Source organism: Paracoccus sp. MKU1 (assembly GCF_001447385.1).
In the GTDB taxonomy this organism is placed as follows: Bacteria; Pseudomonadota; Alphaproteobacteria; order Rhodobacterales; family Rhodobacteraceae; genus Paracoccus.
Window position 1 is genome coordinate 17,256 of the sequence record NZ_LLWQ01000179.1, and the last position, 19,680, is coordinate 36,935.

Annotated in this window: 6 protein-coding genes; 1 reads left to right on the forward strand and 5 read right to left on the reverse strand. The window is 59.3% G+C overall.

All coding sequences use genetic code 11. The features are described 5' to 3' along the window. The first annotated feature begins 42 nt into the window (after positions 1 to 42). Complete coding sequence (locus AQY21_RS14215) at positions 43 to 1,860, forward strand: recombinase family protein (protein WP_058098291.1); 1,818 nt, start codon at positions 43 to 45, stop codon at positions 1,858 to 1,860. Between the two features lie 143 nt (positions 1,861 to 2,003). Here the strand turns inward: AQY21_RS14215 and AQY21_RS14220 are convergent, their stop codons facing one another. From AQY21_RS14220 to AQY21_RS14240, 5 genes are all read right to left on the reverse strand, one after another. Beyond that, complete coding sequence (locus AQY21_RS14220; protein WP_058098292.1) at positions 2,004 to 4,646, reverse strand: DEAD/DEAH box helicase; 2,643 nt, start codon at positions 4,644 to 4,646, stop codon at positions 2,004 to 2,006. Next, on the reverse strand, positions 4,633 to 12,039 hold the full coding sequence (locus tag AQY21_RS14225; RefSeq protein ID WP_058098293.1) for a sacsin N-terminal ATP-binding-like domain-containing protein: 7,407 nt from the start codon (positions 12,037 to 12,039) through the stop codon (positions 4,633 to 4,635). The genes AQY21_RS14220 and AQY21_RS14225 overlap by 14 nt, the downstream gene beginning before the upstream one ends. Before the next feature lie 119 nt (positions 12,040 to 12,158). Continuing rightward, positions 12,159 to 15,005, reverse strand: a complete 2,847-nt coding sequence (locus tag AQY21_RS14230; protein ID WP_058098294.1) for a DEAD/DEAH box helicase family protein — start codon at positions 15,003 to 15,005, stop codon at positions 12,159 to 12,161. A gap of 2 nt (positions 15,006 to 15,007) precedes the next feature. Further along, positions 15,008 to 16,813: a site-specific DNA-methyltransferase gene (locus tag AQY21_RS27190; protein WP_065169934.1), complete on the reverse strand. Its 1,806-nt coding sequence runs from the start codon at positions 16,811 to 16,813 to the stop codon at positions 15,008 to 15,010. Further along, entirely contained in the window at positions 16,813 to 19,677 is a 2,865-nt protein-coding gene (locus AQY21_RS14240; protein ID WP_058098296.1) for an SNF2-related protein, read from the reverse strand. Before AQY21_RS14240 ends, AQY21_RS27190 begins: the two co-directional genes overlap by 1 nt. Positions 19,678 to 19,680: the final 3 nt, after the last annotated feature.

Below are 19,680 nucleotides of genomic sequence, written 5' to 3' on the forward strand. Positions count from 1 at the left end.
GCCCGATTGGCGGGCGGCCGCCTCCCAGACTGAGGTGTCCGCATGAAGGTCGCGCTCTACGCCCGCTACTCGTCCGACAACCAGCGTGACGCCTCGATCACCGATCAGCTGCGCATGTGTCGCCTGCGCGCCGAAAAGGAAGGCTGGACCGTCGTCGAGGAATACACCGATCACGCCATCTCCGGCGCCAGCATGATCCTGCGGCCGGGTGTTCAAGCCTTGATCTCCGATTCCCTGCGCGGCCGCTTCGACATGATCATGGCCGAAGCGATGGACCGCCTCTCACGCGACCAGGAGGATATCGCCGGTATCTTCAAGCGCATGACCTATGCCGATGTTAAGATGTTCACCCTGTCCGAGGGCGAGATCACCCATCTGCATGTCGGGTTGAAGGGCACGATGAACGCGCTGTTCCTGAAGGATCTGGCCGACAAGACCCGCCGTGGGCTGCGCGGTCGGGTCGAGGATGGCAAATCCGGCGGCGGTCTCTGCTACGGCTATGACGTGGTTAAGAAGTTCGATGATCGTGGGGAAGCCGTCCGCGGCGACCGGACCATCAACGAGACTGAGGCCGGGATCGTGCGCCGCATCTTTGCCGATTATCTCGAGGGGAAATCATCGCGCACTATCGCCATGGCGCTGAACCGCGAAGGCGTACCGGGGCCGCAGGGCAGCGAATGGGGACCATCAACGATCCACGGCAACCCGAAGCGCGGCACCGGCATCCTGAACAACGAACTCTATATCGGCAAGCTGGTCTGGAACCGGCTGCGCTATATCAAGGACCCCGACACCGGTCGGCGCGTATCCCGCCTGAACCCGGAAAGCAATTGGGTCGTCCATGAGGTTCCCGACCTGCGGCTCATCGACCAGGATGTCTGGGATGCGGTCAAGGCACGGCAGAGCCGCCTCGCCTACGATGTGGTCGAGACCAGCCCGAATCCCCTGAACGACCGGCGTCGCCCGAAGCATCTCTTCGCCGGCCTCGTCAAATGCGGCTGCTGCGGTGGCGGCTATACGATGATCTCGAAGGATCTGCTCGGCTGTGCGACGGCGCGCAACAAGGGCACCTGCGACAACCGGCTCAACATCCGGCGCGACGCGCTGGAAGCCTCGATCCTCAACGGGCTACGCAAGCATCTGATGGATCCCGCGCTGTTCAAGGAGTTCTGTACCGAGTTCACCAGGGAGGTGAATCGGCTGCGCATCGAGCGCGGCGCCGATCTGGAGGGTTGGAAACGGGAACTGGACAAGATCAGCAGGCAGATTTCCCAGATCATCAATGCGATCACCGATGGCATGTATCACCCTTCGATGAAGGAGAAGATGACTGGGCTGGAAGCCCGCAAGGCGGAACTGGCGGACAAACTCGCCAATGCCGACGAGCCGCCTCCCCTGATGCATCCGAACATGGCCGGTCTCTATGCCCAGCGGATCGGCCAACTCTACGAACATCTGCAAGATGAAGACGGTCGTACTCGCGCTGCCGAGACCTTTCGGTCGCTGGTCGATCAGGTGACGCTGGTTCCCGACAATGGCGAGCTAGCCATCGTCCTGCGCGGCGACCTCGGTGCGATCCTGCGGTTTGCGGCGGGCAAGAAAAACCCCGACTTCCTTGCGGAGGCCGAGGCTTTGGACAACCTGCTATCGCCGGGATCGTTGGTTGCGGGAGGGCGCAACAGCCGATCGCTGCGGAATGAGGGTAAAAATGCAAAAACCTCCGCGACGGTGTCAGCGGAGGTTTCGCAATTATCGTTGGTTGCGGGGGCAGGATCAGATCAAGACTTGCCGAGCGCGCAAGTAAAGATGGTTGCGGGGACGCGCTTCAGCCTCAACTTGCTCACACGGTCAGCCGCGTAAGCCTTTTCGATCTGAAGACCAGCGGTACAATCGAACCCGACCCAAGTGAGCCAACGAATTCAACTTGCCCAGACTGAGCGAGCGGTTGGACCTGAAGTCCAGCCTTCTCTTATTCGCAAGAGCACGTTGGACACTTCGTGCATTCATGGTTTGATCGAAGACCCGTCGATCGACTGGCGCTCCGGGAAGAGTGCGATGATTCGTCTAAGCTTGGGACGCCTGAATGGAAGGTCTGAAACCAGGACGGTAGCCGCAAGTTTCTCGCACAACTCATCCAGAGCCGCATACTCAGCAGGGCTGGGTGAATGTTCGGCATTCTCTATGGGCTCCAGCTCATTGAGTCGCATCAGGAGCTCCCAATCGCGGAGCGCCACGGCCTTATCTCCGGTCCCGTGGATTCCAACAACGATCCTATGCACTGTAGCGCCAGTGCCGGTGATCTCGTCCTCGACTTGCGCTACAAGAAGTGGCGCTGAAATGCCGCGAGCACGCGACAGGAACACCGGCTGATCAATGCTGCGCGATATTGCGCGATCAAGCAAAGGATGGCCAACGCCAACAAGCCTGGTTAGGGAATGGTCCGAGCGCATAAAGCGATCAAAGGTGAGTGCGTCGTACCTGTCGCGTAGCTCGATGCTCCCTCGCCAAGCCTCAGGTGTGGCGACTGAAAGGCCCTCGTCGCCTTTCGTAACACGACGGCCTGCCAGCGCCATGGCGTTGCGGAAGAAAGGTTCCAATGCAGGAAGGTCGAGTTTGGGAATTTCCGCCCCTGCCGACTGAAAATCGTATCGAGCGACATTCCCGAGCATTGCCCGCACTGTCTCAACGGCATCACGCCCGCCAAACTGCTGAGTACTCTGGTCAAACCAGCCTGCAAGGCCACTACCGCTGCGCATAGAACCTTGTGAATAGATATCATCAAAGAACTGGCTCCCAGCCATCCCGATGACCAGCTGGGAGATGTCCTCTGGATCATCCATTGAAGCGGAAAGGGTTTCCTGAATCCGCGCAAGTTTCTCCTGTAGGAGAGACCATATCCTTGCTTCCACCGTTTCTGGGTTACGCAGCAAGAAGACACTTACCGCACGCTTCTGACCGTAACGATTCAGCCGGCCAACGCGTTGATGCAATCGCATTGGGTTCCATGGCATGTCGATGTGAACCAGCACGGCACAGCGTTCCTGCAGGTCGATGCCTTCGCCGCCGGCCTCGGTGGAAATCAGAAAGCGGGTCCGACCTGCGTTGAAATCTTCAGCAGCAGCGTCGCGTGACAGCACGAGTGCCGTTTCAGTGCCTGCGGCCGAGGAGACAACTAGACGCTCGTCACCATTGATGAAGCCAACGCAGCCTTTTCCGAAACGCGCCTCGAGCGCCTCATGAACAAGTGCTTGCGTCGCCTTGTACTCCGTAAACAAGAGCAGGGGCTCACCTTCAGGGAGATCACGTTCGATCAGGTCGAGCAGCGTTGCAATCTTTGTTTCGCGGTCAATCTCGGTCGAGAGAGCCAAAATCTCGTCGAGGCGGGCAATCTCATCCTGCATCAGCAAGACTGCGGTCTCGCTCGGACGGGCTTCCTCGGCCTCAGCGATTTCGTCGAAAGTCTCAGGTTCGCTGATGTCACGAGGCGTTGCATCCAGAAGGGTGTTTGCCAGCATAGCTCGCCTGCGCCGCAAAGCCCGAGTGATTGCGGCAATTGAGCTGGCCGCAAGCTTTTGCAGGGCGATCAGCAAGAGCATCCGGGCGGTCTGCTGGCGGCCGGAAAGACTTGCTGCATAGGCTCGTCCATCGATGATGAATTCGCTCATTGTATGATAGAATGCAGCCTCAGCTTCAGAAAACCCGTAGTCAATGGAGCGGGTTACCACCGGGCGAAACAGCTTGTTCCCGTCGAGATCAGTCACCAGTGCTTTGTTATTTCGGATCATTGCATTCGGCAGAGCCGAAAGCTGCTCCTTCATTTCTTTTTCCGGATCGAAAAGATCGGGCCGCACGAGCTGCATGAGTGCCAGAAAGCCGAAGTCCTTGCCCCTGTGTGGCGTGCCGGTGAACAAGACCAGTGAATCGATCCGACCAGCATCCTGGAGTTCGCGCAGCAAACCGTAGGTCAGAGTAGCTGCCCGCTCCTGCGCCTGGAAGTGATGCGCTTCGTCCACGATGACCAAGTCCCACGGCTCGGCTTGCAGCAGGCGTTTGCGGGGCTTCTCCATGCGCAGAGTGTGGAAGGACGCAACCACCTGGTGCGCGGTTTCCCAGAAACTGAGACGACCTCGGTCACTGTCCGCAGTAAACTCCTGCAGACGGATATCGAACATCGATTTCATTCGGGCCCGCCACTGCGGAACCAGCCGTGCTGGCGCAAGAACCAGTACACGCCTCACTCTGCCGGATGCGATCAACGGCTCAAGGATCAGCCCGGCTTCGATCGTCTTGCCAAGCCCGACATCGTCTGCAACCAGCCAGCGAATTGGCCATGCGCGCGTTACTTGTCGGCACACCCAAAGCTGGTGCGGCAGCAATTGGACTCGGGAACGCGAAAACACTCCCCATTGATCGTTCACCGAAGCGATGGCCAATGCCTGCGCCCTGCAGAGAACAGCGCGACTGTCATCCATCTGGCCGCCCAGCAACGCAGTTTCGAGAGAGCGCTGAAGGCTGATACTCTCGCGCTCGACCTGATGGATGGCTGTGCCGAACCGGGCCAGCACCGTAGGGCCGAGGTCGGCCACTACAAACCCCTCGCCATGTACGTGATGGCGAACCAGCTGATCCGCTTCAAGCTTCGTCATAGTTCGTCACCATGAGGTCGTCGTCCAGAACGCCGTAATCACTTCCAAGGAAACCGTGTCTTGCAGAGATCATCAGCAATTGTTGCTCATGCCGCCCATCGCTGATGATCTGCATTGGCAAATCCAGATCGCCAAAGAAACCTGCGTCGTCAGGGCCGAGGTGATCTTTTACAATACCGTAGATCTCACGGGTCTGGTCCATGTCCCCGGCCTCCCCCAAGTCAAGGTCAAGCTCGCTGCGACACAATCTGCGGACGCGATCAGAGGCTGCCCAGCCATAGGGATAGAGACAATTTCGTTCATCCTCACCCCACAGACCGGCGCGGAGGCCTTCCCGGATCAACCAGTTGGCCCCAAGTCCCAGACTCTGCGTCAGCGGTGCGCCTTCAAGTCCCCGCCTTTGCCAGATCGGCGATGCGCTCAACTTCCACACTTCTTTTAGCGAGATCACCTTTTGAGTTTGTAAAACCTTTGGCAGGTTACGGTAGGCATCGATGTAATCAGGAAGCCAGCGTGCCAGAACGTAAAGGTCAGCCAAAGCCCGACGCCACTGAGGATAATCAATTCGCCACGCGTCGGCGCGAGCGAAATCTTCAAGCCTGAGCAGCCATGGGCTGGGGTCGTTAGGCAGTTTAGCCTCGGCCATTTCCTGCCACCAGCCCGTTTGCCTCGCTCTAGTGACAAAGCTGCGATGCGCGCCCTCCGGAGCCCGGCCCAGAGTGCGAAAGATCGCCAGCGCAAAAAACGTGAACCAGTCCTCACGCCGGGATGCAACATCCTGCGCTGCCAGGTTACGCGGGTGGAAGCCATGCGGATAGACCCTTGCCTCGTAGGTCATCCGTTCCTTCTGGTGGTTCTCTTGCCACCAGTCGTGAAGCCGTCGAAGAAATGCTTGAGAGTCGGTTGGTTTATGTTCAGCCTCGGGTTGAACCCCACCGGACCAAAGAAGGCGCTGTTCAATGGGGTAGAGGATTCCGAGCAATTCTGGCAATTCTTCGGGAGCAACTGATTTCCCAAGCGGGCAGGCGCGAAATTCGTCCGATGTATTTGGGAGCCAACCGGGGCGATCATCCGCCAACAATTGCCCCAGTTCTCTGCCATGCCTGCCCTCGAGGATGTAAGATAGAACAGCGCACTGCAGGGCATCGTCACTGGCAAGCTTGGCCCACTGCGCGAGCGCGATTGGTCCGCGCTGAAAGCCGCTTTGGCGCATTGCAAGGCGGTAGAAAGTCAGTGCGGCGCCATCATAATCACGATCTGCAAGGTGCTTAGAAGGTGCAAACCCCAGAACGCGCCGTTCCTCCTCATCCCCGTCCGTGGCATTTTGCGGGGGCAAGGCTGCCGTGTGCCACCTCCCGTCACTCATCTTGAACAACAGGGACGATAGAAACTCCAAGAGTTCGCCTTCTTCCTGCTTGTCCAAAGACTTTACCAGATCGTCATCGACGAGCCTCCCAAGACGTTGCGCGAGATCAGGTGCGGCGCGTTTTTCCGCGCCGATCTCGTGGCGTAACAGATCGACCAGCTTGAATGATCTCGGACGATCAAAGCCCAAGCTTTCAATCCGGTCGGCAACCTCCTCTGCTATGGCAGCGCCGCCGATCACACTCATTGCCTGCCAGTCATTCAGCGAGGCGAGCAGTTTACGATCAGCTATCGCCCCCATCATTACGAAGCGAGCTTCATGAGCCCTCAGAAAAGGGCTAAAGGGCATGGGCAGACCCGTGGCCAGTGCAGAACGCTCCGCTATCAGCCTGCCAAAACCGCGATCCTTCCCATGCAGTTGGCTAGCAAGCGGGTCGCCTTGATCTTTGGCGAACAGTCGGTCGAGCGATCGTAAGAAACCTTGTGGGCCACGATCCTCTGACCTGTCCGACAACCCAGCGCGTTCGGCCAAAACAGCCCAATGATGCGTAACCAGATCATGAAGCTCCACAAGCCGCAGACCGAGAGTGCGTCCAAACTCGGCAAACATCCCTTGGCGCTCGGTTTCGCTACCAGCCAGGCGACCGCGGCCCGGATCAACCCGAAAGCGTCTCCCGTTCATCAGCCAGCCAACGGAAAGCACCTCTGCAAGCGGCGCCAGCAGCCACAGACGCGGCAAGCCCTCGGGCGCGGCTACTGGTCCCTGCATGTCCAGTGGCAGGAACAGAGTTGTCTCTTCGCCAAGGTCGAGAGCGAGCGCATGGCCGAAACCGCGCCCACCGAACGATACCAGCCTGATCCGCTGCGCATCCAGTTCGCAGAACTCTGCAGACCAGTCTCCGGAACCGTCGATCTCGATATGTCGGACCGATCGGCTCATCGCTGGCAACCACGGCGCCGCCTGCGTGAAATCAGCTAGCGCCCGTCCTACATCCTCGTGGCCCTCAGGATCTATCTCAACTTCGATCACCGTTGCCGGCCGCCCATGAGCGCTCCGCCTCACCGACAGCTCACGGCCCTCAGCCCATGCTTCTGGCAGCATACCGCCCTTGATCCGGCAGGACACGAAATGGCTTGCGATCGACACCCGCCTCGAAAGAAGGTGCACACTTTTGAACCCCAGACCGAAACGGCCAGTCACGTCCTCGCGCTTTTCCGAAAGATTCATCAACAGCATGTTGAAGAGATCATTGCGCCAGCCCTTTTTTATCCCTTCGTCAACATTCGGGCCTGGGTGGTTGATCAACCGCCCCCAATGGCTGACGGCCAACCGGTCATCGCCATATTCTAGACGAAACCGCCCCTCCGTAGAGACTGGATGCTGATGGGTCGCATCATCAGCGTTCTGGAATAGCTCGAAGAGCACACGGGAAGGATCATAACCATAATCCTTGATCCGCTGTCGTATGGCGATGAGGAGTTCGTCAGCCTTCTTCGGGGATGCAACCTTTTCCCATAGCTCACGCTTTGCGGCCGGTCGGGCTTCTTCTTGCCTCTTTCCGGCAGGATGGGAATCGATCCTGTCCCTGTAGGCTTTTCGAGCCTCCCAGAGCCCGGACCCATTCTGAGGTCTCAATTCGTCCAGGACCTGCGGCAAGCGATCTTCAAGTTCGGCCCTCGCGGCATCGACTGTGGCCTGATCCAGCCGATCACATTCGTCGGCAAGACGGTCGAGCGCTTCTAGGCAAGCTGCCTGCTCTTTGCGGTAGCCGATGAAGACTTCTGCCAAGGTCAGGCACAGCATTTTCACATCAGCAGATGTAACCGCCGTCCCGGAGAAAGCCGCGATCTGGAGCGTTCGCGCAGCGATAAGCTGCTTGTTGTGCCAAAAGTTCTTCCAGCCGACATGGACGTTCCCAAGGACGCCCAGAGGTTTGACCTCACCCGTCGGGAGGTTCGCAATAGTTCCGGTAAGTGTCTCGGTCGAGATTTCAGAAGGTGGCACCGTAAGTGATTGGAATTGCACGAACCGCGAAAGACGCTTGTCTTCAAATTTCTGTCCAAAGGTCTCTGGTTGGAAGTGCAGAGCGACGTCACTGTCAATTCTGCTCCAGATGCGGGCTATATCATGTTCGCTCACTGAAAGGCTTTGCCGCGCAACGGCGCGGAAGGGGTCGGTTCGCCCGACCAGCCCGACAAGAAGCAGCAGGAGATCTGATGGCACATGCGGCCGCGCGAATTCCAGGATCGGCTTTAGACTGGTTGCCGATGCCGCCAACAGCTTTTCGGGACTTTGCCCGTCAAGCTCTTTGCCGTTTTCCATGCGACGTTGGTTGCTCGTTTCGCTCTGAGAGGCCGGTGTCGGCAAGTAGCCACTCAGTTCGCGATGCAACAAGTGCGTGGAGACAATCCCTCCGCCAGTGTGGGCGACGGCAGACGCGTCCACCCATGTATTGGCCTCAGTGCGCACCCGGATAAGCTTGAAGACTGCTTTACGATCAGAATCCTCCCACTGCGCAAGGTCCTTGAAGGCTGCCCGATAGACAGACCAGGTGGCAGCGCCCTTCTTCGGGTCATCAATCAAGCCTTCCAGAGCAGACAGGAATTGCGCTGCGCTCTGGCAATCGCCATGCCTGACGGGGTCAAAGGCCCGCAGGAGATCTTCTGCGGGGCGGTCAGACAGGCGCAGAAGCGCGGCAAGGAGCGGCCAGCCCGGGAGGCCGACGTCCACACCCTGCTTTGCGATGAGCCCCAGCTCAGATGCGACCTGCGAGCACTCGCCCATTATCGCCACGGGCCGTGCGTCCTCGATCAGCAACATCAGCCGCTCCAAAGAACCAACCTTGTCCGGAATGACCCGACAATTGCGGAGAATTCTCTGGGCATCCGGATCGCACGTTTCAGGCGCCAGTTCGTCAATTGGCAAAAAGGACAGATCGCCTTTCTTCGCCAAAGACTGCCGAGCCGCGTTCAGAATGTCCGGTTCAAGATCCAGAATCTCATCCGGTGCCCAGAGGTCTCCGCGCCGGTCCGTGAGCCACTTCGTCGTATGGATTGCAGGCGGCAGGGAGGAGGCATCTGTTGCAAGCGCCCCAAGAATTTCGTGGGCGAAAGACTGTGGGTTTGATTGACGCAGTGCGAGTTCTATCAGCGATGCGGGAGTCCAAGGCGAGACAAGCCGCTCCATGCGAGCGTCGCTTGGGGCTTGGTTAAGGCGCCGCAGAATTGGCGCATGCCTAGACAGAGCAGGTGGGACGGGAAAATCTCCACTGATCCACCAGATCTCTGAAGCCGTCAGCTTGTGCCCATCCTTTGAAGGAAAGATCGGCAGGTTTCGCAAGTACTCATCGGGGATGTCGGATCGTAGCAAGGCTAGCACGGTCTCGTCGTGCAAAGGCGGCGAGCGCAGCTTGTCGATGTTTCGGTGGAGAAGCTCTCCTAGCTCGGCCCCATCGACCTGGGCAATCTTGACGTGCTGCAGTTGGTGTCCGTTTAGGCCATTCAGAATTTCACGGTCCACAAGCAGGCTGTGACTTTCGTCGGCGACGAGGTTAGCCGCGAGCTCGGCAACCGGGCCCATGCCATCGGCAAGTGCACATAGCCGGGTATGGTCATCACAGATCTGGCCCACCACCATGCTTCGCATGGCTCGGCGCGCTTCTGGTGCTTCTGTGAAGTGCTTCTGAAGATATCGACCACGCGCGCTCGCTGGGCCGAAGACACCAGACCCGACGATCAGCCCGGCGACGTTCTCTGGCGTAGCATCGGTAAAGCTGAAGGGGTGGCCGATGGCATCAAGCAGGTCAGCCTCGACCTTGCGGATGATCAGGGCCCCTCTCTCCGGTGCCGCTTCGTAAAGCGCTTTTACCAATTGCTGCGCCTGCGGACTGTCCCGAAACAAACGTCGCTCCCGTGACGCGGCGACGAGATCGCTCAGGCTGACAAGTGTGGCAAGTCCACTGCCGTTCGTGGCCCGCAGGATATGCAGTCGTCGGCAGGCCGGATCATCGAGGAACGCGGCCAGCTGCCGTCCAAGAAGACGGACAATGCAGAGGGCTGCCGCACCGGCTACCTCATGATCGCCGCCGCTCTCAAGAAGTGGTGCAATCCCGTGCAAGAGCGCGGTCGCCTCGGCTGTGCTGATGCTTTGCCGCATCGCCGCATCGGGTAACAGTTCCTCAGAAAGGCAAAGCGGACCATCGCGCGCCTCGGCGAGGCTGCGCAGGATGCGGCGCGAGCGACCCGCTGATTTTGGAAGTCCGATGACCTGATCCGGTGGCAGGAATCCAAGGATGGCGCGAAGATGGTCCTCATTGGCGAGGCTCGTGTTTCCCAGCAATCCCTTGCGAAGCAGGCCCAACAGGATCGGCGCGGCAGCCTGTCGCAAGTGCTCATCCTGCCCAACGACGACATCCAGTAGCTCCGCCAGAGCAACCGCGTTCCCGCCCTGCAAGAACACCCGAGGTGAAAGTTGCCCGAGCAACTCTTCGATCTCGTCAGGATGCCAACCAAGGTCACGCTCGCTGAGTGCAGCAGGACGCACCACCAGTAAGAGCCCACGCCCTCGCGCCCAGTCCGTGAGGCCCGGCAGGATCTCTGCACAGGTGAACCGGCCGCGCGAATTGGCGGCCGGCATCCATCTCAGCGAGGCGTCCGCCCGAAGCAGATTCCAGGTCGCCGTGATCTTGCCCTCGGCCTCCTCCAGTACTGGTGCAAGCGCATATTCCGCCGCAATGGCGCTGCGGTGTGTTCGGCCAAAGTCACTGCGCAGGAGCGCTTGCAGCAACCCGGCCAAGTCGTCATCCGAAAGCACACCTTCCTTAAAGGCGTCAAAGATCACCATCGGAACAAGAGGCAAAAGAACCTCGTCCCGCAGCAGAGCGTTCCATTCGCTTTGCACCGTGGCCGGGGCGGCACTCGAAGCATCGAAACCCTCGATGAACCGGCGGCCCGAGTCGACGAAGAAATACCCGTGCAGCATCAATCGCACAGAACTCCGATCTGAACGAAGTCTGGCCGCATTTGCTACTGGCAGGAACACAGCCCAGTCGACCAAGGTTTCCGTTCCGCTAGCTCGATCAGTCAGGACGACTGCGGCATGCACCTCGGCCTTTTCGGGAAGTATCTCCTCGCCAGCCTCGGTGAAGACGGGAGATTGCGGCCAACGCTCTGAGTTCCGAAGAGCATCGAGCTTAACCTGGGCACCGGAAACCTCGCGCCCAACATAGGTTGACGCTGCAGCACCTTGCTCGTTGATCACTCCCTTGAAGCCGATTGCTCGCAGTTCTCCGGCAGGATCAAAGCCGCGCATCCGCTGCGCGTCGGGGGCGCGGCCAAGACCGACGATCTGTTTGGTATCCCGCCAAAGCTCGATCCGGTTGAGATGACGCAGCCCTGCGAGCGTCAGATGCAGCTCAGCACGGTTTTCAAGAAACCCCGATATCAGTTCCTCGATCTGTGGTCTGTTGTCGATGAAGGTGAGTTTCGGCGCAGGCAGAATGTCGTCGTGCCGCAAAGGAAGCCAGAGCAGCAAGCCTCGATTGATCCCCAAGCATGCGGCAACAAGCTTGGAAAGATCCGTTGGGCCTATCGTGTCCCATGTTTTGGCCTTGGTGTTTTCGATCACCCCCAGACAAGGGTTCACGACTTCGGAGAACGGGATCGTATGCCCGAAGGCATGAACGATGAAGGCATCACATAGATGAAAAACCGCTTTCTGGCCAAACCCGAAACGGCCAATGGTCCCTGAATCATCTCCTTTGGCGCTGTCAGCGAAGGAAAGGATGCCGCGACCGTCCCTCTCGGTAAACGAGCCATCGTTTGACACCAGCAAACCGGGCACCCTCAAAAGCGGATTATCCGCCTCGGGCCAACCCTCATGCGCGACAAAACGGATCATTCCGGCTTTCGCGTCTTCGGCGTTCTGTATGAGTTCCTTCAGCACAGGAAACCCCGAGGAGTACCTATCTTTCAGGTTTGCTTGGATCTGCCGAAAGATGGCGCGCGGCGGGGTGGTCAGATTGGACATGGCTTCCTTGCGTTCCCGGCGGCGGGCAAGATTTTTTTGGGCGGATGATCAACCGAATAGAAGGTCAGTAAATCCAAAGGAACATGGCAATGTTGCGCTGCTCCAGTGGATCATGCTGTCTATGCAGTCTCACTCTTGGAAAACTGACTTTCGTCTTGCAGGGAGTACCTGGACAAGAGGTCAGCATCGACCGACCGGGTGTGCGTAGCCATCAATCCGCTGATCGTGGCGTTCGGCAGCACAGCGGTTTCGGGCACAAGCAGGTAAGACCAAGGTTTATCGCCAGCATTTCGTCCATTGGCGCGGTTTGCAATGTGGCACCACAGGGCGGCGGCATCGGCCTTTCTGACAACCTGCGCATTGGTCATTTCTGACGCTCGCTTCGTCTCAATGATAAGCTTGTCGGTCTTGGTCTCGACGACGAAATCAGGCTGATATGAAGCGTTATCTTCGTCATAGATTCTGAACTGGTTCGGCCCCGGCTTCATCCAGAGCTGCACGGAGGGGTCCTGCTCCAGAATGACCGCCATCCGACGTTCGGGGTCGGAGTCGAACTTTGCCATGTTGTAGCAGGACTTCGCGAAGCCGACGAAAATGAACCGCTTCATGTCGCTCAGGCGTTCAGGCGGACTGCGAAAATCGCGCATCGCGTCTTTTCCGCTGCCATCGAACGTCTGCGGCTTCAGTTGATCGAAAGCGGACACCCGCGTGACGCGATAGGTGGTCTGCTCCCTCCACATGTTGAGTTTCATTTGGGCAACGAGGGCTTCTGAGATCTGGCGCGCATGGCCCTGAAGGATCGACCGGACCTGCTCGTCGTCGGAGTGCTTCGCCCGGAAGTGGGCGACCACCTGGCCTGCAAGATCATAGAGAATGGCCGCGTGAGAGTCGTAGTCGATCTCGGGCACGTCGATCAGCTTGGCGACGATGTAGTCCTCCAGCCGTGATGGGGTCTCACCTCCGGCTTCGCCCGAAATGACTGTTCTCTGCTCCGTGCGGAGGATCTGGATCAGGAGTTCACGCGAAAGCGGCTGAAAGTTCCAGGACTTCAGGTCGACGTCGAAACGCCTGAAGCCGAAAGAAACCTGCTGTTCCGGCGTAATGGTCAACATCGGGATGGCGATCGTCCGCTGAACGAACTGCTTGCACACCTCAGCCGTGACGGCCGTAGCCTGCTCGGGTGTCACCGTCGCGAACAGACCTTCATCGAACTTCTGCGCAGCCATGGCAGCCTCTGCGATCCGCTGGACGACCTTAGGGTCTTCGAGGTCCTTGATCGAGGACACCTGCTTGCTGATCTGCGGCAGGACGACATTAAGGACGGTCTTTGCCAGCCCGATCTCCTCGGGCTTGTCATACTTGAACGTGGGCGCTGGCGGAGCCTGGAAGCTGTTCGGCGTTGTTGCGAGGCCGTCTTTCACCGATGATGCTTCCGACGGACTTGTCGCTGCCTGCGCGCCAGCACCGGCTTGCAGGACCATCTGCTCGACAAGGGACGGCGCGGTCACCATCACCGGCTTAGAGGCTGGCACATCGCCGCCTTCACCGATCGTCACCGATTTCAGTCTGCGCGTGACGCCGTTTTCTTCCTTCGCCTTCTCGATCAGCTCATTGAACCGCTCGTGGGCGATGACAGTAAGGGTATCGACAACTTCGACCCCGGTGCGCTTGCCATAGGGCAGCCGCAGGCCGCGTCCGAGGGTCTGTTCCGTCAGGATCTCCGACGCCGAGGCGCGCAGCGGAACGATGGTGAAAAGGTTGGTTACGTCCCACCCTTCCTTCAGCTTGTTGACATGGATGACGATATCCGTGTCGCCGCTCTTTTCGATGTTCAGCAGGCGCTGCGCGTTCTCGTCGCTTTCCTCGCCGGTGAGCTTGGAGTGGATCTCGATGACGCGCCCCTTGTAGCGCCCGTCGAAGAACCGGTCGGACTGGACGAACTCGTTGACTTGCCGGGCGTGGGTCGTGTCCTGGGTCACCACCAGCATGAACGGGCGCACTACGCGGGCCTGGTGTTGCAGGGCATAGGTCTCGAGCGCGACACGGACGTGTTCGTGGTAGTTCACGCCGTCTTCAAGCTTGATCCGCTCCAGCGTCGCGTCATCGACCGACTTCGGGTCGAAGTTGGCGCGGGTGCCGACCGCGGGCTCCTTGACGTAGCCGTCCTCCATCGCGTCCGGCAGTTCGTAGCGATAGACGACATTCTTGAACTCGGCGGACCGCGCCCCGACGCTCTTGGGCGTCGCGGTCACCTCGAGGCCGAGGATCGGCTTCAACTCGGCAATCGCCTTGGCCCCGGCCGAGGCTCGATAGCGATGCGCCTCGTCCATCAGCAGCACAAGGTCGTCGAGGCCAGACAGATAGGCGAAGTAGCTGTCCCCGATGTATTCCTGCAGGCGCTTGATCCGGGGCGCGTTGCCGCCACGCACCTCGGAGTTGATCTTCGAGATGTTGAAGATGTTGATGATCGCCCCTTCGCGGCCGAACAGGTCGGCGCCGCGAACACCGCGCCCTTCCTCGTAGTTCTCGGCGTTGACGATCAGCGGCGCCTGGTGCGCGAAGGCCTCGATCCCGCGAAACACGTATTTCGGGCTGGTCGGCTGGAAATCGGCCAAGAGCTTTTCGTAGATCGTCAGGTTCGGGGCCAGAACGAAGAAGTTCCGGCTCTTCCCGATCATGTAGAGATAGCTGATGAACGCCCCCATCAGCCGCGTCTTGCCCACGCCGGTGGCCAGCGCGAAGCAGATCGAGGGGAAGTCGCGCTCGAAATCCTCGAACTGGGCGTCAGACATCGGGCCATAGACCTGGCGCACGGCATCGCGCGCGGCGGCGACATCGGTCTCCTTGGACGGGACGATCAGGTCGACGATATCGTCCAGCCGCCGCAGGGCCTCGGCCTGCGGTTTGCGCAGGGACAGGCGTTGGGTGATCTGGATGACGGCGCGCTTGGGGTCGACGTTCTGCATCCTCAACCCTCCGCCTCGTCGGCGAACAGGTCGCCGGTGGACGTGTCGGCCTTGCTGGCGCGCCTCGGGGCCGGGCCTGCGTCTTCCCCCTCCTCCTCCTGCATCATCGGCAGGGAACTGATCTTGAGCGAATAATCGTCCTTGCCCCATTCGCAGCGGTCCAGCACCGCGCCGGGGATCTTGCGGATGGTCAGGTTCGACAGGGCACTGGTGCCCGCCTCTTCATAGGCCGAGCAGCAGATCAGCAGGCTGCGGTGTTCGCCCACCTCGTCGGACAGGGCGCGCAGCTGGGCGCCGGTCAGGCTGTTGGTGGTGACATAGATGTAGGACGTCTCGGAACTGTGGCCGTGCATCCAGAAATGCTCGGTCGAGGGGGCGTAGGTGTAGTTGAAGTGCTTGCACATCGCCTCGGCCAGCATGGCCGGGTTGTATTCCGCGCGGATGACCCAGTTGCCCCAGGCGTCCTTTTCCATCAGCGAAGGGGCAAGGCGCGCAAAGCGATAGCCACCGCCGCCGCGCCACGCCGTGGCCTCGGTCACGCCGCCCTTGTCGGTGCCGTCGATCACCTTTTGCAGGCGGGGGACAATGTGGGTTTTGGCATGGTCGCCGAGTTCGACCATGATCCAGCGGCGGCCCATCTTGTGGGCGACCGCGCCGGTCGTGCCTGAGCCCGCGAAAGAGTCGAGAACAAGGTCGCCAGGCTGTGTACACATTCCAATTATACGCCGAATAAGTGCTTCGGGCTTCTTTCCGTTGGGAAAAAGCACGCCACCTTCTTGGCCAACTCCGCCCGTTGTCTTGATATCAGTCCAAAAATCACCGGGATTTCGCATGAGATTCTCGTCAGCAAAAATAACCTGAATGCGAGGCTGCTTAGCATCTTGATCGAAGTCCGACTTATACAAGTATACCAAGCCGCGAGCAGAAAGCCCTGCTGAAATCTCTTGATCCAAGCGAGGCAAAGATTTAGCCAAAGCGAGGACGCTTGAAGAACCGACAGCCTGGATAATTCTCCAAGCATTATCGAACTTATACTGAACTTGCTCCTTTGTGGGTACATTTAACCTCTTGAAATGCTGAGCCAGAGACTCCGTGCGCGCATTCTTAAGTATCGCATTACACCTATCAACACCCGCCTGATCTCGGTTCTCGGCGTTGATGATTTCCTTTAGTTCAGTCAAGTCCCCTTCATCAAGCCCAAGCAGAATAGTTTTGTATTCGTCATTCCAATCGCCAATTGGAATATTCTCAACGGAAAGCCTTGGCGTAAATCTTTTTCGGTAAACAAGAACATACTCCTTGAGTTTCGGCAGTTTTTTGTCCACGTGAGACATCTTGACCCCAGAAGCCTCACTCATTTTAACAGCAATTACATTTATTCTATTTTCGCGACCGAAAACCTCGTCGAGCATGACCGCGAAGTATGGAAATTCATTGTCGTCTATTTGGGCAAAGAAAAGGCCATCGTCTGCCAGCAAGTCGCGAAGGATGAATGCACGCTCCCTCATTAGGGAAAGCCAAATCGAATGCTCCAAGCCATCGTCGTAGTACTCAAATGCTGATCCTGTATTGTAGGGCGGATCAATATAAATGCATTTTACGTTCCCCGCGACCCGCGGGTCAGCCTCCAGTGCCTTCAGGGCAAGAAGATTGTCGGCTTGGATCAGCAGGTTGTCGAAGATATCCCCATCGCGCCGGGCCTTGGCGTGATAGGATAGCTCGGGCTCTTCGATCAGGATGCGCGGTTCCAGCCGGGGGCGGATGTCCTTGCCAATCCAGGTGAGTTCGAGCTTGGACTTAGTGGCCATCAGACAAGGCTCCATCTAATTGTAAACAGTGTGGTCAATGCGGGCGTGAGGTTCAACTGATCGGCGATCTCGTCCAGCATCCGCTCCCGCTCGTCATCGATCTCGCGCAGGCGGGTGTAAAGCTGGTGCTGTAGGTCGTCGACCTGCCGCTGGATCTGCTTGGCCTCGCGCTGCAGCTCCAGCTTGGCCTCAAGGCCTGACGTTGCCCGCGCCAGCTTCTTCTTCTCATTCGCTTCCTTGGTCAGCGCTTTGATCTGCTGATCAAAGGACACCTTGGCATCGTCGCGCCAGGCGTCGAGGCGTTCTTCCTCCTCGTTCAGGAACTCGCCCAGACGCTCCTGCGCGCGGGCGACCACGTGGGTCTGCCGCTCCGCCATGACGCCGGACAGGTGCGCGTCGGGCATGTCGCCGAATGCAGCCCCCGTCACCTCGGCCGGAACCTGCAACAGACGCTCGACCGTTTCGGAATGAACCTCATGGCCCTGGTCGGTGAAGGCGGCGCAGATGATCTCGTCATAGGTCTTGGCCGGGGTGTGCAGGGTCAGCCGCGCGACCCGCATCCAGCCAGACTGCCCCCGCAGTTCGGCCACATCCGCCAGATTGCCGGGATAGGCCGCGTAGTCGAACTGCAGGGAGGCGGGTTCCAGCGGCCGGTCCTTGGCCTGCGCGATCAGCCAATCAGCCAGGCCACCATCGGCGAGGCGGAAGAACCGCCAGCCCCGTTCATCGGCCTCTGGCCATTCGGTCGACCACGTCTCACCCTCGTAGTCGAAGCGCTGCGCGTGGTCGTCATGAAAGCGAGCATCGGGCAGTTCGGCCCGGGCGAGACCAAGGAGCGCGCGCTTGAAATCGCCGATGGCAGAGACCACGGCCTCGCGCCGCCCCAGCAGGCGTTCGATCACCCGGTCGTCCAACTCGGCGAGCAGCTTGTTGCGCGCGTCCTTCTTGGCCTCGTCGATCTCGACGCTGAATTCGGCCTGAAGGCGGTCAAAGGCGGCATTGATCTCGTCATTGGTTCGGCATGACTGGACGATGTCGAGAATGCGCCGCTCGATATCGACGCCGGACTCGATGGCGCCAAGGACCTCATCCGAAGACCCGAATACCCCCTCGAAGAGCTTGAACTTCTGTTCCAGCAGCTGGTGGATGCGCGCCTCGGCGTGGTTCTTGCGGTTCAGGAAGTTGATGACGGTGACGTCGATCTTTTGACCGTAGCGGTGGCAGCGCCCGATCCGCTGCTCGACCCGCTGAGGGTTCCAGGGCAAGTCGTAGTTGATCAGCAGGGAGCAGAACTGAAGGTTGATCCCCTCGGCCCCGGACTCGGTGGCGATCAGGATCGTGCGGTCATTGCGGAAAGCATCGACGATGGCGGCCTTCATATCGGCGGTCTTGGAGCCTGAAACCGCTTCGGTGCCGCGGTGCCTTTCCAGCCACTTTTTGTAGATCGCGTTGCTGTCCTTGTCGGAATTCGAGCCGTTGAGAACGACTGTCTGGCCGGGGAAGCCGTTCGCCTCGAGCAGGTCGCGCAGGTAGGACTGGGTGCGGACGGACTCGGTGAAGATCACCGCCTTGCGCTGCCCACCCTTGCCGACGATTTCGGTCAGGACATGCGGCAGGCATTCGAGCAACGCCCGGCCCTTCGCGTTGTCCGCGATGGAAATCGCCAAATCGCGATAGCGGGTCAGTTCGTCGATCTCGGCCTGCAACTTCTTGGGATCGATGCGCTCGATGGCGTCGTCCTCGTGATCCTCGACGGCATCCGCTTCGGCGCCCTCGCCCGCATCACGCCAGTCTTCCGCCTCTTCCGCGAAGCCGTCGATATCGTCGAGCGTCTCGTCATCGACGATGAGCTTGCCCTGTAGTCGCTTGACCATCTTGTCGAGGGTTTGGGCCACGGCGAAGGACGACGATCCGAGGATCTTCCGCAGCATCAGCGTCACGAGGTGCCGCCCGTTCTGCCCGAGTGCGATCGTGTCGGTCCTCTGGAGGTATGCCGACATCAGGTCATAGAGGTCTGTCTCCAGCCGGGCGGGCGTGAAGTCGAAGGTCTTGGCCAGACGGTTGGTATAGTTGATCAGGCCGGCCTTCTGCACCTGCCGCCGAAGCGTCCGCTTGCAGATCGGCTCGAGGCGGCGCGCAAGCAGTGCTTGCGAAGCGACCTCTTCACGACCGCCGAACTCGGCGCGGAAGGCCTGTTCCGAGCCGAAATAGGTATCGTCGATGATGCTGATCAGCCCAAACAGCTCCATCAGGTTGTTCTGGAGTGGTGTGGCCGTGAGTAGGAGCTTTTGTCGACCGGCCAACGCGTCACGCAGAACGGCAGCCCGAGAGGTTTCCGCGGCCCGGTAGACGTTTCGGAGTTTGTGGGCTTCGTCGAACACGACCAGGTGCCATGGGACCATCCGGATTGCGTCAGCCATCCGGGCTGCAAATTCGTAGGAAAGGATGATGATGCCTTCCGCCCGACCGATAGGGCTTGGACGCCCAGCGGCCTTGATCTCCTTGAGCCTTTTGGAATCGAGGATTTCGGAAGGGAGTGAGAACTTTTCCATGAGCTCCGCTGCCCACTGCTTGCGAAGCGAGGCCGGAACGACAAGAAGCAGGTTCCGTTGCCGACTCCACCAATACTGGCTCAAGACCAGGGCCGCCTCGATCGTCTTGCCGAGGCCGACTTCGTCAGCAAGCAGGACCCCTTTCGACAATGGCGATCTGAGCGCGAACATGGCCGCATCGACCTGGTGCGGGTTGAGATCCACACGTGCCGAAGAAAGGGATTGGGTGAGCGCATCACCGTCCTCGAAGCCTTCCCGGGTCAGGAAGTTGGCGAAATACTTCGCCTGATGCTGACTAAAGCTTCGCTGCACCGT

Coding starts and splice junctions, on each gene's coding strand:
- AQY21_RS14215 (WP_058098291.1), top strand. CDS start 43: ATGAAGGTCGCGCTCTACGCCCGCTACTCGTCCGACAACCAGCGTGAC.
- AQY21_RS14220 (WP_058098292.1), bottom strand. CDS start 4,646: ATGACGAAGCTTGAAGCGGATCAGCTGGTTCGCCATCACGTACATGGC.
- AQY21_RS14225 (WP_058098293.1), bottom strand. CDS start 12,039: ATGTCCAATCTGACCACCCCGCCGCGCGCCATCTTTCGGCAGATCCAA.
- AQY21_RS14230 (WP_058098294.1), bottom strand. CDS start 15,005: ATGCAGAACGTCGACCCCAAGCGCGCCGTCATCCAGATCACCCAACGC.
- AQY21_RS27190 (WP_065169934.1), bottom strand. CDS start 16,813: ATGGCCACTAAGTCCAAGCTCGAACTCACCTGGATTGGCAAGGACATC.